General features: G+C 62.2%; 12 protein-coding genes and 1 tRNA gene. 7 read left to right on the top strand and 6 right to left on the bottom strand.

What is annotated here, in order from left to right:
• Positions 1 to 13 precede the first annotated feature (13 nt).
• On the bottom strand, positions 14 to 220 hold the full coding sequence (locus tag UB31_RS03670; protein ID WP_045009841.1) for a hypothetical protein: 207 nt from the start codon (positions 218 to 220) through the stop codon (positions 14 to 16).
• A gap of 321 nt (positions 221 to 541) precedes the next feature.
• On the opposite strand from UB31_RS03670, the gene UB31_RS03675 reads away from it, so the two are divergent.
• Positions 542 to 616, top strand: a tRNA-Thr gene (locus tag UB31_RS03675).
• 121 nt (positions 617 to 737) lie between these two features.
• Here UB31_RS03675 and UB31_RS03680 read toward each other — a convergent pair.
• A complete protein-coding gene (locus tag UB31_RS03680; RefSeq protein WP_245305942.1) occupies positions 738 to 1,757 on the bottom strand; it encodes an outer membrane protein in 1,020 nt (339 codons plus the stop codon).
• A gap of 1,049 nt (positions 1,758 to 2,806) precedes the next feature.
• On the opposite strand from UB31_RS03680, the gene UB31_RS03685 reads away from it, so the two are divergent.
• Both UB31_RS03685 and UB31_RS03690 read left to right on the top strand, forming a co-directional pair.
• Positions 2,807 to 3,670 carry a transglutaminase family protein gene (locus UB31_RS03685; RefSeq protein ID WP_045009842.1) on the top strand — a complete coding sequence of 288 codons (864 nt, stop codon included), beginning with the start codon at positions 2,807 to 2,809 and terminating at the stop codon, positions 3,668 to 3,670.
• A gap of 122 nt (positions 3,671 to 3,792) precedes the next feature.
• The gene (locus tag UB31_RS03690) at positions 3,793 to 5,613 is read left to right on the top strand and encodes an SLC13 family permease (protein ID WP_045009843.1); all 1,821 of its coding nucleotides are present in this window, start codon (positions 3,793 to 3,795) and stop codon (positions 5,611 to 5,613) included.
• A 94-nt stretch (positions 5,614 to 5,707) separates the two neighbouring features.
• Here UB31_RS03690 and UB31_RS03695 read toward each other — a convergent pair whose 3' ends face one another.
• Positions 5,708 to 6,184 (bottom strand): Crp/Fnr family transcriptional regulator, encoded by a 477-nt coding sequence (locus tag UB31_RS03695; protein ID WP_045009844.1) that lies wholly within the window; start codon positions 6,182 to 6,184, stop codon positions 5,708 to 5,710.
• A gap of 159 nt (positions 6,185 to 6,343) precedes the next feature.
• Positions 6,344 to 9,709, bottom strand: a complete 3,366-nt coding sequence (locus UB31_RS03700) for a CHAT domain-containing tetratricopeptide repeat protein (protein WP_050044716.1) — start codon at positions 9,707 to 9,709, stop codon at positions 6,344 to 6,346.
• Positions 9,710 to 10,052: 343 nt separating this feature from the next.
• Here UB31_RS03700 and UB31_RS03705 point away from each other — a divergent pair, with 343 nt between their 5' ends.
• A complete protein-coding gene (locus UB31_RS03705) occupies positions 10,053 to 10,550 on the top strand; it encodes a peptidase associated/transthyretin-like domain-containing protein (protein WP_045009845.1) in 498 nt (165 codons plus the stop codon).
• Between the two features lie 11 nt (positions 10,551 to 10,561).
• On the top strand, positions 10,562 to 11,200 hold the full coding sequence (locus UB31_RS03710; RefSeq protein WP_045009846.1) for a ferric reductase-like transmembrane domain-containing protein: 639 nt from the start codon (positions 10,562 to 10,564) through the stop codon (positions 11,198 to 11,200).
• A gap of 96 nt (positions 11,201 to 11,296) precedes the next feature.
• On the opposite strand, the gene UB31_RS03715 is transcribed toward UB31_RS03710, so the two are convergent.
• A complete protein-coding gene (locus UB31_RS03715; protein WP_245305943.1) occupies positions 11,297 to 12,100 on the bottom strand; it encodes a dienelactone hydrolase family protein in 804 nt (267 codons plus the stop codon).
• 154 nt (positions 12,101 to 12,254) lie between these two features.
• Here UB31_RS03715 and UB31_RS03720 point away from each other — a divergent pair, with 154 nt between their 5' ends.
• Positions 12,255 to 13,259, top strand: a complete 1,005-nt coding sequence (locus UB31_RS03720; RefSeq protein ID WP_045009848.1) for an LLM class flavin-dependent oxidoreductase — start codon at positions 12,255 to 12,257, stop codon at positions 13,257 to 13,259.
• An 81-nt stretch (positions 13,260 to 13,340) separates the two neighbouring features.
• Positions 13,341 to 13,652: a hypothetical protein gene (locus UB31_RS03725; RefSeq protein WP_197087158.1), complete on the top strand. Its 312-nt coding sequence runs from the start codon at positions 13,341 to 13,343 to the stop codon at positions 13,650 to 13,652.
• A gap of 87 nt (positions 13,653 to 13,739) precedes the next feature.
• Here UB31_RS03725 and UB31_RS03730 read toward each other — a convergent pair whose 3' ends face one another.
• Entirely contained in the window at positions 13,740 to 15,449 is a 1,710-nt protein-coding gene (locus UB31_RS03730; protein ID WP_045009849.1) for a methyl-accepting chemotaxis protein, read from the bottom strand.
• Positions 15,450 to 15,556: the final 107 nt, after the last annotated feature.

Genomic DNA, 15,556 nt, shown 5'->3' on the forward strand with positions numbered 1-15,556 from the left:
ACTCCAAAAAATTCTAGTCACCGGCTTTGTCGAAGGTCTTGTCAGAGGTCTTGCCGGCGATCCCTTCATCTAGGGAAGCATCGTCATTCTGCGAGGGGTCGGTGCTTGCGGCGCGTTCGCGCGCCTGCACCTTCCGCCGCTTCAGATTTTCGCGCAGCGCCGATTTCAGCCGGTCCTGCCGGGCGCCAGCCGCTGGCTTCTTCTCGTTCTCGTCGGTCATTTTGAACCCGTCACATGGCCGGCCGCAGGATGCCATCGAATAGCGACATCTCAAGAGGGTGCGGGACGGCCGCGACAACGAAGCCGGCAGATTTGGTCGAATTCGCAGATACCGCCAACTGCCCGATTGGCTGGGGATTTTGCGGGAACCAAATCGAGCCAAAACCGGTCATTTCGGAGCAAAACCGCTGATTTCGGCGCGTAACAGGGTCGATTTTGTCGATTTCGCCGGGCCGGCAAGCTTGCACAGTGGGGAGGCCTGTGGCAGATATCGGCCCGCTTGGTAGGCCCCTCGTGGCGGCCGATTCTTACCCCAGCACATGCTGCCGTAGCTCAGTGGTAGAGCACTCCATTGGTAATGGAGAGGTCGACAGTTCAATCCTGTCTGGCAGCACCATTCCCTGGGTCACCTCACGCACAGATCAACTTTCTCGCGGCACGAGGCGCCCGAGTTTTGCTCTTTTCCCGCGCCCTCCTCGACGAAGAGGACGCAGGAAAAACCACCCGCTCAAACTCGGCTAAAAGCCGAAGCCGACGCCGCCGGCTGCCAGATGGTGGGACGTCCCGCCGAAGCTGGCCGTCCACGAACTGGTCGCAGCATGAGTGGGATCCACGGTGGAGCCAAAAACCTGATTCGCGGCGCCGACATACAAATAGCGATACTCGCCGAACAGGTAAGCGCCGCTGTTGCCGAGGGCGAAGCGCGCACCGGCCTTTGCCTGTGCCGCAAAGGTCCAGGCTGAGGAGTCCGGCCTCGCGTTGAAGTGGTTGATGCCAGGCTCGGCCGGGTCGGTCTGGGTGGACGTAGCGCCGTTGATGGAGACGTTGGCGGCCCCGATGCCACCGCCGATATAGGGCGTGATGCCTTGATAAGGCGTGTTGAAGCCGACAACCATGTTCGCCAGAAGCACCGTGGTGCGGGTCGGGAAAGTAGCATCGAACGTGCGTTCAGCAAGCCGGTCAGTAGGATTCACCAGCGTCGCGCGCGGCTGATTGCCTGCCAGATAGAAACCTTCGATCTCCAGAGCGGGCCGGACATACGCGCCATACGACCATTCATAACCGAGATGCGCGCCGCCGAACCCGACGCCGCCGCTGCTGGTCCGCCCCGTGGCATCGACGGCCAAGGGACCTCCGAGGGCCTCGGCGAAAAAGACGGTGCCGAATTGGCTGATGTCGGTGCCGCCGCGACTGCCGCCGCCGCCGAAAACGCCGACATAGGCACCGCCACCGGACGCCGGCGACACCGCGGGCGCCTTGGCGTACATCGCATAGGCCTGCGTGGGCGGGGTTGCCGGCACCGTCTCCGTCGCGGCGTCGCGTCCGGCCGGCCTCGCTGCCGGTGCAGCCGCCTCTCTCGGAGTGGCCGTGCGCCGCTCCTGTTTCGCCTGCTTCAATTCAGCGCGCAGCTCGGAGATGGTCTGCTGCTGCGCTTTCAGCATGTGAAACAGTTCGGCGTTGGATGGAATGTCCTCGGCATGGGCGGCGCTCGCCGTCATCAAGCCCGCGGCCACGATGAAACACTTACGCGCTGTCATTGGATACCCCGCCCCCCGGTTGCGAATCATCGACTGGCACTATGGAACCTGGTCGAGGGAGCGCAAAGACATCGCGTCCGCGGGCGCGACCGTTTGAGGCACGAAAGCTGGAGATTTTGAACGCGGTGTGGATTTTGGGCGACACGCGTCCGCGTCTCCATCAATCCCATCGGGCAGCGCCATTCTCAATTCACGCATGAAGCCGCATTCTCGCGGCTCGAAACGCCCGAGTTTTGTTCTCCTCTTTCGCCCTCTCTTGTGAAGAGGGCGCAGGGAAGACCGGGTGCCGGCTGGCACCCGCGGTCTACTGTGCGCAGGTAGCGCAGAGGAAACCGCACAGCAGCATACAGGTGTAGCCAATCACTCGGCCTTCCCTGCGCAGTGGGTTGACGGCTTATGCGCGCTCTCCCCGGCGACGAGTTCCCTTTTGTCACCGTCACCTTGCGAACTGGCGATGCCTCGAGACCCGGTTGAGCCCCGATCCATCTCCGCAAGGCTTGACCGTAGCAACGACGGCCAGGACCACGCGATTTTGCCGTACGCAGCTCATCCGGCTTCGCCCAAAGGCTTCGCCGGACACGTCCGGCTTTGACCACGAGCTTCGCAGGACTTAAAGCGCCGTTCGTCCGCACGCAGAAGGACCTCACGAGGTTCATCTCGCCCTGGTCCCGCCTTCGCGTGCCCGTCGCTGCCACGTCCACCGCACCCCGACCCACGTTCGTTACGACGTACGATCGTCCCTCTCCTTGGGCCGGGATGGGGGATATATGCCGTAATTCCGAATTTCGGTAAAGTGGAATATTTTCGCGTGGGCGGGTTGACGGGGTTTTCCGCGCAAGGCGGGTGTTTTGCCCGACAGATCAAACTTCACATGTGGTACACTGCCTATCCGACTGCGGCGGCCGTCTACGATCGGCTTCCGCAACCATCGGTTCCTCACGCCATGACGTGAGGAAGTGGCATTTCGAATCGGCTTGCGCGCTCGCGATTTACATCCAACGGTAACGGGCGCCGCAACATCCATCGCTGCTACGTGGCGGGAGCTACTCATGAGGCAAATCCGGATCATTCATAAGACTGAATATTTCTACAATCAGTCCGTCACCTTCGGTACTCATCGAGCCATGATGCGGCCTCGCGAGGGACATGACGTCCACATCGTGAGAGGGTCGGTGGATATCGAGCCGAACGCGGAGGTGCGCTGGTTGCGCGACAACTACGACAACGCCATCGCAGTCCTGACCTTTTTGGAATCATCCGACAAGCTCAAGATCGCAAGCGAGGTCGACGTCGACCTCTACTACGACGACCCCATCGAATGGCGGATTGCGCCATTCGCCAGTTCATTTCCCTTCCAATATCCCCCGGAAGAGCAAATTGAGCTGATGGTGTATCGTCTCCCGAGCTATCTCTACGACGCGACCGCCCTCCTCGGATGGTTGCACGACCTCTACAAACCCGGCCAGTTGATCGGCACGCTGGACCTTCTGAACAATCTGAATACTCACATCTACCAATCGTTCAAATACATTTCCCGCGAGACTCTCGGGGTTCAATCACCCAACGAAACATTGCGGCTCGGCAGCGGGACCTGTCGTGACTATGCGGTGTTCATGATGGAAGCTGCCCGCTACTGGGGATTTGGTGCGCGCTTTGTCACCGGCTACATCCAGATGGCCGAAGGACAACACGGTGCCACGCACGCATGGACCGAGATCTATATCCCCGGAGCCGGATGGCGCGGCTATGATCCTACCAACAACAAGATCGTCGGCAGTGAACACATCCCCGTCGCCGTGACGCGCGAACAGGAAAAGGCGTCTCCGCTTTCCGGCACGTGGGATGGTCCGGCGGATGCATTCAGCCGGATGAACGTTTCGGTGCAAGTCATGTCAATCCCCGCATCACCATGAATGTCGTTGAAGCGACCGTCGATCACTGAAATTGTCGGCCAGTCGATGTGTCCTTGCTTCCTCGTCCGTCTTGTCATCATCATCATTCGAATTGAAGTCGGCGGCTTCCATGGCAGGCATCCATGTTTGATCTGACGATTGTCCTGGTCCTTCTTGCGGCTGCGATCCTGATGTTCGCGATCAACAAGCCGCGCCTGGATGTGGTCGCACTGATCATGCTCCTTGCGCTCCCCTTCACCGGTGTCCTCACCATGGGTGAAGCATTGGCGGGTTTCAGCGATCCAAACATCGTTCTGATAGCCGCTCTATTCGTGCTCGGCGACGGCCTGGTTCGAACGGGTGTCGCGCAACTGCTGGGCGACTGGCTGATCGCGAAGGCCGGAGACAGCAAGATCACGCTGATTGTCCTTCTGATGATGATCGTCGGTGGCCTCGGCGCGACGATGAGTTCGACGGCCGTTACCGCCATCTTCATTCCAGTCGCGCTGCGAATTGCAAACAGCACGGGTGTCGGACCGGGCCAACTGATGATGCCTCTCAGTTTCGCTGCGCTCATAAGCGGAATGCTGACGCTCGTCGCGACGGCACCAAACCTGGTCATCAACGGTGAACTCGAGCGTCACGGAATTGAAGGGTTTCGCTTCTTCAGCTTCACGCCGTTCGGCTTGCCGATACTCGCCCTGGGCATCCTGTACATGTGCTTCGCGCATCGCTGGCTGCCTGACAAAGTGAAGGCGAAGAACGCCGGCAACCCGAACTTCTCTGTCTGGATCGATGAATACAAACTCGCCGATCGCGAATACCGGCTTCGCGTGACAGAGCAATCATCTCTCGCCGGCATGACCATCGAAGACCTGAACCTTCGCGGCTCGTCCGGAGCAAGCATTTTGGCCGTGGAACGCCGCCGCAGATTTTCCACGGAGGTTCTGCGTCCGACCGCTAAGCTGGAGCTCGCGGTCAATGATGTCTTGCTTATCGATCTGTTTGCAAACCACAGCAACATAGGTGAGCTGCGTAATAGATTTGCGTTGGAAGAGCTTCCGTTGAGCGGAAGCTATTTCACCGATCGATCGCAGGATATCGGCATGGCGGAGGTTCTGCTGATGCCGACTTCGGATCTCATCGGCAAGACGATCGTCCAGGCAAAGTTTCGCAGCCGGTTCGGATTGACCGTGATCGGCCTGCGGCGCGGCGTGGTTGCGCATCAAGACGACCTTCTGAACGATGCGCTGGCGGTCGGCGATACGCTGTTGCTGATTGGTCCCTGGGGTGACATCGAAGAGCTCCGGTCTGCCAATACGGATCTGGTCATCATCAGGCTGGCTGCCGAGGCCGGGCAGGTTCTCCAGGTGCCGGGCAAGGCGCCGCAGGCGGTGATCTGCCTGGCGCTCGTCGTTGGATTGATGGTCAGCGGCCTCATCCCGAACGTGCAGGCCGCCCTGATCGGATGCATGCTGATGGGCGCACTGGGCTGTATCGACATTGCCAGCGCTTACCGTTCGGTCGACTGGAAGACCATTGTCCTTATTGTCGGAATGTTGCCGTTTTCGGTCGCCCTCGAGCGAACCGGCGGGGTCGAACTGGCGGCCGATGGACTAAGAGCCATAACCAGCGGTGCCGGCCATCACGTCATGCTCGCCACGCTTTTTGCCATGACGGCGCTGCTTGGGATGTTTATCTCGAATACCGCGACGGCGGTATTGATGGCCCCCGTCGCCATCGCTGTCGCGAAGGAAATGCATGCCTCGCCGTATCCGTTTGCAATGACCGTGGCCCTGGCTGCTTCGACTGCCTTCATGACGCCGGTGTCGTCGCCGGTTAACACGTTGGTGGTCGCCCCCGGACATTACACGTTCGGTGACTTTGTACGCGTCGGCGTACCGTTTTCCCTGGTTGCTTTGATAGTCTGCGTCTTGCTCGTGCCCTGGCTGTTGCCGCTCTGAACCGGGCAACTCTTTGACGCAAGGGAAAGGCAAAGGAAGGGCTCAGATAGCCCGTAGGATGGGTAGAGCGAAGCGAAACCCATCCTACGGATTATCACTTGTCCTCACCCACCTGATGTCCAGCGAAGCGATCGTCGGAACGGCGCAGCCGTCGGCAAAGCTCGCGATTGATGTTCTGCAGAACGATCACATAGGCGTGGATATCGGCCTTGTAGCAAGCGTAGAGCTTCTGGGCCGTGAGCTCATACAACACCGTCGGCGCCTCCGCGACCACCGTGGCGGAGCGGTTTTGCATTTCAATCAGCGTCATTTCACCGAAGAAGTCGCCGGGCTCCAGAACGGAAATCGGGATGACGCTCCCCACATTCGCCCGCTTGCTCACCACCAGCCGGCCGGATTTGACGATGAACATCGAGCGTCCCGGATCGCCTTCTGCCACGACGGTCGCGCCGGCATCGAAGCGGCACTCGACCAGCATCGAAATCAGGAGATCGAGACCTGGGTCCGGCAGACCGCCGAAGAACGGCGTCGCGAGCAGGAACGCTTTCATATCGGGGGCATTGGCAACCATCGCGCGAGGATAAGCTTCATCGCCATCTGCGGCAAGAATTGGGTGGTGTCCCGTGGATCAAACGCGCGATCAGATCGTGCCGAACCGTCATCGGGGCTTCAGGGGTTGATTGAGCATGATCTTCCCGGAAAGCCGCTTCGCGCCTTTCCGGATCATGCTCTAGTTTCGCTCACCCTCGCCGACGACGACGAACGGTCCCCAAAGCGCGGGATAAGCATTCATCGGATCGGACTCGTCGTCCATGTAGGACAGCATCGCCTGACGCAAGGCGTCCGACCGTCCAAGCTTCGGATTGGCCTTCATCGCCTCGAAGGTCGACGTGGCCAGCTTGGTCGCCGCGTCGGATGCGACCGCCCAGTGCGAGACCAACAGCGCCCGCGCGCCGGCGTAGAAGAAAGCGCGCGCCAAGCCGGACAGAGCCTCGGCGCCCGGCTTGCCGCCAGCCGCGGTGTTGCAGGCGGACAGCACGACCCAATCCGCGTTCAGCTTGAGCTGCGCGATTTCGCTGGCGGTCAGCAGTCCGTCGTCCTGATCGGTCGCCTGTTTGGGAAGCGAGAGCGCGAGCGACGGTTCCCCCAGTCCCTGCACGTCGCCGGCGACAAGGCCATGGGTCGCGAAGTAGACGATGCGGTAGTCGGCCAGCGAGGCGGTCTTGACAGTCGTCTCGCTGGCATCGGCCCGCAGATGCAGATCGCTGCTCGGCACGCCCATCCGCTTGGCGATTCCGGAGAGCTCCTCGGCAGTGTCTTCAAGGCGCGGCAGCGCCCGGCTCAGCAGTGAACGATCGACCGAAGCGCCATGCCAGTAATCCGAGTAGGCCCCCACGGCATCGATCGACCTTGCCTTGCCGCTCTTTTTGCCGGGCGGCGGCTGCGTGGGTTTTGCGTTTTCAACCCGCTTCGCGGCCGCCGGCGGCGGCTCAGGCGCGGGAGGCGGCGGTTCCGATCCGAAAATCGGATCACCAAAGCCGATCAGCTGTTTGGAGCTGGTGCTCTGCCGCGCGAAGCTGCGCAGCACCCGAATGCTCGAGACCGATGGCTGCACCGAAATGCTGTAGCTGCGCAGCAGCCACGCCGCCTTGCGATACGTCGCGGCGTCGTTGAGGCTCGCCGGCCGCTCCGCCGGCTTCTGCGTCACGAGGAGGTGGAACGGCACCGCGGTCAGATTTCCGGTCGGCACCAGGATGAGTTTTTTCTTGCCTTTGATGATATCTGCGACCGGACCAAACAGCGTCGTGTACAGCGCGTAAGCTCCGTCAAGATCAAACAGCTCGGGCTTGGCCCCAGCCGGCATCGTCTCCAGCTTGTCCAGGTCCAGCCCGGTTCGAAAGGCCGCGACCTTCTGCGTCAGCGCGGTTTTGCTGACCGCAATTCTGGACCAGCCGAACTGCGAAGGCCCGACGGCAAAGACGTAGGTGTTGTCGTTCTCGACCAGCCAGAAAACCATGGCCTCGTCCGGTCCAAGCAGTTTTTGCGTTTCTTCCAATGTCGTCGGCCGCGGCCGCGACAGTGCTGCATATTCCGGATATTGCGTATCGAGCCTGCCGCGAACGTCGGCGAGCTTGCGTTCGATATCGCTCATCTGCTTGCGCAGCGTTTCGCTGTTGTCCGCTCCGGCATCGTCCTTGACCCCGGTGGCGGTGCTGAGCGCCTTGTTCTTGTCGCTCCAGGCATGCAGGAGGTCCTGGTTCTGCCGCACGAGATCGGCGATGGCGCCGTTGCCAGCGGCAAAGCGGTTGCCCATCCGCTGGATCGCAGCAGCCGCGGAAGACTGCGAGCTCCATTGCGCGGAACGAAAAGCCTCGCTTCCGAACGCGGCCGCAGATTTCGAATCCTTGTCGGCAAGGCCCGACAGATTGGCGACATTCAACTGGAACACAGCCGCTTGCATGTCGGCCAGCCTCCCGTTGTCCTCCGTCGCCTGCAACGTGGTATCGTCCTGCTGCGCGAGATAGTCGGACGCGACAGCGACCGCCCTCCGCGAATATTGGGTGGCCTTGTCGAGATCGCCGAGCGAGACCTCGGCGTCCGAGGCGGATCTGAGATCGCTCACCACCATGAAGTTTGATGGTCCGAGCATCTTTTCGTGGAGGCTGATCCTGCGTTCGGCAAGCGCAAGCGCAGCCGGGTAGTCCTTCTGCCGCTGCTTCACGATCGTCAATCGATCGAGAGGCCAGGCAGCGAGCAGCGGATTGCTGCTTTTGGCATCGTAGATCGCGAGCGCGCGCTCCAGGACAGCGGCAGACGGTCCGTAGTTCTGTTCGAACAGATACAGATTTCCGATCCGGGTGAGCACGCTTGCGACCGCAGGACTATCCTTGCCCACAGAGTTTTCGTAGATGTCCAACGCCTGATCCATCGGCGCGTGAGCGTCCTTGGTGCGGCCGGTCATGGAATAGATCATTCCGAGGTCGGAGAGCGCATTGGCCAATGCAACGGAGTTCGGGCCGGATGCCTGCTGACGGATCGCGAGTGCGCGTTCGGCGACCCCCACGGCTTCACGCCAGCGCTGCGTCGCCATATACTCCATGAGCAGCCCCGACAGGATATCCGCAACCTTCGGGCTGTCCGGCCCGGCGGATTTTTCGGCGATCGACAGGGCTTGCTGGTAGAGCGCTTCAGCCTGAGCGTTCTTGCCTTGAGTGCGATAGTTTCCGGCCAATCGGAACAGCCCGTCGGACAACTCGAGGCCATCGGCGCCGCCCATCTCCCGATCGGCCGCGATGGCCTTGAGTAGGAGCTTTTCGGCTGAAGGATATTTGCCCTGGTCGGTATACAGCCCGGCAAAGCGCATCGACGTTCGCGCGACATTCCGCGGATCGGATGCTTTCTCGTAGATCGCCAGCGTCTGCTGGTACAGGTCCTCCGCCTCCTTGTATCTCTTCTGGGCTTGATACAGCGACGCCAGGTTGCTGGTGGTACTCGCAACCGCGACGTCGTCAGGCCCGAGCGCCTGCATGCGGATGGACAACGCCTTCTGAAAGTTGTCCTCGGCGAGGTCGAATTTCTTTTGATTGCGATAGACAACGCCGAGATTGTTCAGATTGAGCGCAACCAGGGCGTCGCCTGGTCCGAGCGCCTTTTCGTTGATGGCAAGGGCGCGCTGCAGATAGCTTTCCGCCTTGGCGAGGTCGCCGTTGGCTCTCTGGGAGTTGCCGATATTGTTGAGCGACTTCGCGAACTCGACGGGATCGCGGTCGGGATCCTTTTCCTGGATCGCGACTGCGCGCGTCAGCAGATCGAGCGCGTCCTGGAACTTCCCTTGAGCCGCATAGACGTTGGCGATTTTGACCAGAGCCACACCATAGTAGAAGTCGTCGACGCCGTATCTCTCCTTGATCGCAGCCTCGTATTTCCGGGCTTCGGCCAGCGCTTCATCATACTTTCGCTCGAGGCGCAGCTTGTCGGTATTGGCGCGCATCGCGTTGAGATCGTCCTGCTGTGCGAATGCCGGAGCAGCCGTCAGGCCGAGGACGATCGCGAGCAAGGCCAGCGCATAACGGTGTTTTTGCGAATATCCTCGCATCACAGCTTCCCTCGTGCGCTCGGGCCAAAAGACCACCGGCATTCATCGCTCCAGGCGACGCACAAGGCCGGCAGTTAATAGACATCCGGAATGGCCTTCAGGTTCAATTCGATTTCGCTTTGAAGGTCCGCTCAACGCCGCCGCCATCGTCCCTCCTCCGTGGGCCGCTCCAGCTCATCGCTGACGGCCATCATTGCGCGACCGAGCCTGCGGTTTGGCAGTCGGCACAGCCGTTCACAACACTGTTATTGCGACCTGTCGCGCGCCTTGCCGCCACTGGGCGGCTCGCGCGCGTTGTTGTATCCTTGGCGGAGCCACTGCACGGTCGCCAGGAGGAATTGACATGACTACGGTCGTCTTCAACCGCCGCACCCTCCTCGCCGGCTCCGTCTTCGTAACCGGGGTTTTTGCAGCCGGCGTTTCCGGGCTCCTGTTGCCCGCGCGCGCGGAAGGCGTCGCGCCGACCGATTCGATGTCGGGCGGGGCGAACAACTACCGCAAGGGCGCGCCGATCGTGGACCGGATCGGCAAGGGCGGCTTCTGGATGAGCGGGTCCGTGCGCCGTGCGGGCGACGGGGCTCCGCTGGCCGGCCAACGCATCCAGATTTGGGCGCACACCGTCGAAGGGCAGGAGCACGAGCCGCAGAGCCATGGCGCCACGCTCACCGACAAGGACGGGGCGTTCCGGCTCGAGATGCCGCAGATCATTCCCATCTTCGGCCAGCCGCATGGTCACCTCGCCTATGACAGCGGTGAATTCAAAACCGTGTTTCTGCGGCCGGTGATGCGCAGCGCGAAGGAAACGAGCCTGGAGGCACACTTCGTCCTTCAGGCGGCCTGACCGCGTTGCAAATGAAGGAATGGAGATCGGCCCGGGTGGCCCTGATCTGGGTTGCCCTTGCGGCAGCCGTTGGCGTTCCGATCGCCGCCGCAGCGATGAGCCCGCTGCTCGCATGGCGCGGTCCGGTCTACATCCTGGCCGGATTCGCAGGGATGATCGCGCTGGGTCTCGTGCTGGTCCAGCCTCTGCTGATCGGCGGATACTTGACCCCGCTGTCGGCTTATCGGGGACGGCGCGCGCATCACTGGATCGGGGGCGCGCTGGTGGTGGCGGTGGTGATCCATGTCGCCGGCCTCTGGATCACCAGTCCGCCTGACATGATCGACGCCCTGCTGTTCTCATCGCCGACGCCGTTCTCCCCCTTTGGCGTGATCGCGATGTGGGCCATTTTTACTGTCGCGCTTCTGGCTGCGCTGCGCCGGCGATTGGGACTGCGGCTGCGGACGTGGCGCATGGTGCATATCCCCCTCGCGATCGTCATCGTCGCAGGCAGCGTGGTCCATTGCCTGCTGATCGAAGGGACGATGGAGACGGTGTCGAAGGCGGCGCTTTGCGCGCTGGTCCTGGCTGCGGCCATCAAAGTCATGGCCGACCTATGGATGCGGCGAAAGCGCGGGACGTTGCGCGGAGAGAGCATTGCGCGACAGTGACCAGCTCGCAGGACGGGTCGAGCGAAGCGAAACCGATCCTACGCGCTAAGGCAGCACCAGATGGAAAAGGGGCCACCGTGTCGGTGGCCTTTTTGCTCATTTCTTCAGGGTTGCGGCGAAGAGCTTGGCTGCTTCGGCCTTTGATTCCTTATCGGCCTTCTCGTCGTATCTGAGCGGCAGGTTAAACTTCTTGCCGAGCTCGGTGGCCTCGGGGTTCGTGAACGCGTGCACGGCGCCGGGATATTCGATGATCCGATAATCGGCCTTCGCTGCGTCGAAATCCTTCTTGAGCGCATCGTACTGCTCGCGCTTCACGAACGGGTCGTCCGCGCCATTGAGAATGAGGATTTTCGCCTTGACGGTTCCCGGCTCAGGCGCGGGCGTGTTGAGACCAAGGGAAGCGTGAAAGCCCGCAACGGCGGCGAGATCAGCCCCGCTGCGCGCCATGTTCAGCACCACCGCGCCGCCGAAGCAGTAACCGACGGCGCCGATCGCTTGCGGATTGACCGAGGCCTGCTTGGCGAGTTCTGCGCGCGCTGCGTTGAAGCGGGACTCCATCGCTTTCGGGTTCTTCATCACCGATCCCGAGAGCGCGCCGGCGTCCTTCGGGTTGTCGGCGCTCTTGGCGTCGCCGTACATGTCGGCAATGAAGGCTGTGTAGCCCTGCTCCGCGAACTTGCGCGCCTCATTATGAATATGCGGGGTGATGCCCCACCATTCGTGCACCATGACGATGCCGGGCCGCTTGGCCTGGGTCGCATCGTCATAGACAACGAAGCCCTTCATCGTGGTCTCGCCGTCTGTGTAGGTGACCGGCTCTTCCTTGACCGCAGCGTGTGCGCTCGCGACCATTGCGATGGCGCAAAGTGCTCCCACTATGTTCGTGATGTTCGCTCGCATGCTGACCTCCGGCGGGTTTGGCACGACACTACATTGGCATACCAGCAATGCCCGCGCTAGGCGTCGAAAGCGGCGTCGGCGCCCTCACAGGCTGGGCTGAGGTCCCTATATGTGAGGCTCCGGCGCAGCTCGCGCCCCATCCGGTATCCATCGCATGATCCCCTTCTCCGTGCTCGACCTCGCTCCCATCCGAAGGGGTGGCGATGCGGCGCAGGCGTTTCGCAATTCGCTTGATCTCGCCCAGCATGCCGAAGCCTGGGGCTTCAAGCGATTCTGGCTGGCCGAGCATCACAACATGACGGGGATTGCGAGTGCCGCGACGTCGGTCGTGATCGGGCATGTCGCGGGCGGCACCAAGACGATCCGCGTCGGCTCCGGCGGCGTGATGCTGCCGAACCATTCGCCGCTGATCATCGCCGAGCAGTTCGGCACGCTGGAATCGCTCTATCCCGGACGGATCGACCTCGGGCTCGGACGGGCGCCGGGCACCGACCAGCTCACCGCGCGGGCGCTGCGGCGCGATCTCGCCACCACGTCCGAGAATTTTCCGCATGACGTGCTGGAATTGCAGGCGCTGTTCGGCGACGTACAGCCGAACCAGGCGATCCGCGCCGTGCCCGGCATGGGGCTGAAGGTACCGCTGTGGATCCTCGGCTCCAGCATGTTCGGCGCACAGCTCGCGGCCATGCTCGGCCTGCCCTTCGCATTCGCCTCGCATTTCGCACCAGCGATGATGATGCCCGCGCTGCGCGAGTACCGGGCGCGCTTCGAGCCCTCAGTGCAGCTCGACAAGCCCTACGCGATGGTCGGCGTCAACGTGTTCGCCGCGGACAGCGATGTCGAGGCGCAGCGCATGTTCACCTCGCTCCAGCAGCAGTTCATCAATCTGCGCCGCGGCACGCCCGGCCCCTTGCCGCCGCCGGTCGATGACATGGACGCGCTATGGTCGCCGGCGGAGAAGGCCATGGTCGGCCAGTCGCTGTCCTGCTCCGTGGTCGGCGCGCCCGACTTCATCGAGCGCGGACTGAAGGCGCTGATCGCCGACACCGCCGCGGACGAGCTGATGACGACAGGACAGATCTACGATCACGCCGCGCGGCTGCGCTCGTTCGAGGTCGCGGCCGAAGTGCGTGACAGGCTGTGGACTACTGCCGCATGATCCGCGCGTGATAACTGGGGAGTCAGAACACGCAACGACGGGATTTCGCGAATGACCTTACCGTTCATTTTCTGCGCATTGGTGACGCTGATCAGCGCGATCATAAGCCTCGGATTTTCGCTGGCGGCAGCCTTGGGCGCAATCGGCAATGCTCGCACCATGGCGCTCTACGCCTGCGCCCGCAGCATAGCCCTCGCGATCGCAAGCGTGATCCCTCTTCTAACCGGATCGGCGCAATGGCTCCTGGCCATGGCTTGGAGCATGATCATCGTTCAAGGATGCGACGCCCTCGTCGGACTGACGATCCATGATCGCATGAAAACCTTCGGCCCCGCCGGAACCGCACTCCTGAACCTGGTCGCGGTGATCTGGCTCATGCGCGGCTTGTCATAGACGCCGGCGGACGGGCGCGACGCCAGCGCCTTATTGTTTGAGCATGATCTTTTCGGAAAACCGCTGCACACTTTTCCGGATCATGCTCTACGCCGCCCTGATCGAGTTCATGAAGTTGGCGACGCCGCGCTTCAGGCGGATGCTTTCATTGGCGAGCGACTGCGCGGCCGACTGCACCTGGGCCGAGGCACCGCCGGTTTCCGCTGCGCCGCGCTGAACGTCGGCGATGCTGGTCCCGACCTGCGAGGTGCCTTCGGCGGCGCGCTGCACGTTGCGGGAGATCTCCTGCGTGGCGGAGCCCTGTTGCCCGACCGAGGTCGAGATCGCAGCCGCGATCTCCGAGATCCGCCCGATCGTCGCGCCGATCTCCTTGATCGACGCAACCGAATCCTTGGTTGCCGACTGGATGTCGGAGATCTGCTGGCTGATCTCGTCGGTCGCCTTGGCGGTCTGTTCGGCGAGCGTCTTCACCTCGGACGCCACCACGGCAAAGCCGCGGCCCGCCTCGCCGGCGCGCGCGGCCTCGATGGTCGCGTTCAGGGCCAATAGATTGGTCTGGCCGGCGATGGTCTGGATGAGATCGACGACATCGCCGATCCGGCTGGCGGCCTGCGACAGCTGGCTCATACGCGAGTCGGTCTTCTGTGCCTGGCTGACAGCCTCGCCCGCAATCCGCGCCGAGGTCTCGACCTGGCGGCTGATCTCGCCAATTGAGGATGCGAGTTCCTCGCTCGCGGCCGCCACCGAATGCACGTTCGCCGACGCCTCGTTCGACGCCGTGGAGGCGCGGCCAGAGACCTGCGCGACGGTGTCGGCCGTCTTGGAGAGCGTCGTCGACGACGTTTCGAGCTGGCCGGCGGCAACCGACACCAACTCGATGATCTCGCCGACCTCGTGCTCGAACTGATCGGCAAGCCGGTTCATGTCGACCTTGCGCGTTTCGACCTGGCGCAGTTCGGTGATCGCCTGCTGCTCGCGCATGCGGTTCGTCTCTAACATGGCGTCGCGGAACACCTGGACGGTGCGCGCCATCTCGCCGATCTCGTCGCGGCGATCAGCATGGGCGACGGGCGCATCAAGTTGGCCGGCGCTGAGCGAGGCCATGCGCTCCTTCAGGCCCATGAGCGGCTTGACCACGCTACGGCCAACGGCCCAGGCAATCATGATCGAAATCAGCATCAGCACGGCGATAACGACGGACGCGGTCTGCACCATCGACCAGAAGGAGTTGTCGACCTCCGCCATGTATTCGGCCGAGCCGATCATCAGGTTCCACGGCGCGAAACCGCGCGTGAAGGCAACCTTGTCGAGCGGGGTGGGATCCGAGCCGCTGCGGCGGAAAGCGTAGCGCAACGTGCCCTGGCCCTTCTTCGCCATATCCATCAGCGCGACCGCGAACAGCATGCCGTTGGCATCCTTGTTCGGACGCATGTCCTTGCCGACGAATTGGGGAATGCCTGGGTTGGAGACGCACAGCCCGGTCTCGTAGTCGTAGATGTAGGCGTAGTTGCTGTGGTCTTCGTACCAGACGTAATTATTGGCTTCGAGGAAGCGCTTCTTGGCCTCCTCCTCCGTCATCTGGCCGGCCTTGAAGGCCTTGTAGTAACCGTCGGCCAGGTTCCAGACGATATCGACGGCGGCATGCGCCTTCTCGATCCGCTCGGTGACGAGCTGGTTGCGCGCGATCCACAGCACGGTGGAGGCGACCAGCGCCATGCAGATCGCACCGACCAATGTCATGATCGCGAGCTTGGCGCCGATCGAGCGAAGGGAAACCAGGTTCTTGAGAGCCGGCATTCTGCCTCTTCGATGTTGCTGGGCGCCGCGCCCACAGAATCGGGCAGCAGGCCATCACGAGGTGGGAATGCGCAAACTAGAGGCAATTCGTTAAGAACTCAGTTACG

It is taken from the genome of Bradyrhizobium sp. LTSP849 (assembly GCF_000938255.1).
GTDB lineage: Bacteria > Pseudomonadota > Alphaproteobacteria > Rhizobiales > Xanthobacteraceae > Bradyrhizobium.

Coding starts and splice junctions, on each gene's coding strand:
- UB31_RS03670 (WP_045009841.1), bottom strand. CDS start 220: ATGACCGACGAGAACGAGAAGAAGCCAGCGGCTGGCGCCCGGCAGGAC.
- UB31_RS03680 (WP_245305942.1), bottom strand. CDS start 1,757: ATGACAGCGCGTAAGTGTTTCATCGTGGCCGCGGGCTTGATGACGGCG.
- UB31_RS03685 (WP_045009842.1), top strand. CDS start 2,807: ATGAGGCAAATCCGGATCATTCATAAGACTGAATATTTCTACAATCAG.
- UB31_RS03690 (WP_045009843.1), top strand. CDS start 3,793: ATGTTTGATCTGACGATTGTCCTGGTCCTTCTTGCGGCTGCGATCCTG.
- UB31_RS03695 (WP_045009844.1), bottom strand. CDS start 6,184: ATGGTTGCCAATGCCCCCGATATGAAAGCGTTCCTGCTCGCGACGCCG.
- UB31_RS03700 (WP_050044716.1), bottom strand. CDS start 9,709: ATGCGAGGATATTCGCAAAAACACCGTTATGCGCTGGCCTTGCTCGCG.
- UB31_RS03705 (WP_045009845.1), top strand. CDS start 10,053: ATGACTACGGTCGTCTTCAACCGCCGCACCCTCCTCGCCGGCTCCGTC.
- UB31_RS03710 (WP_045009846.1), top strand. CDS start 10,562: ATGAAGGAATGGAGATCGGCCCGGGTGGCCCTGATCTGGGTTGCCCTT.
- UB31_RS03715 (WP_245305943.1), bottom strand. CDS start 12,100: ATGCGAGCGAACATCACGAACATAGTGGGAGCACTTTGCGCCATCGCA.
- UB31_RS03720 (WP_045009848.1), top strand. CDS start 12,255: ATGATCCCCTTCTCCGTGCTCGACCTCGCTCCCATCCGAAGGGGTGGC.
- UB31_RS03730 (WP_045009849.1), bottom strand. CDS start 15,449: ATGCCGGCTCTCAAGAACCTGGTTTCCCTTCGCTCGATCGGCGCCAAG.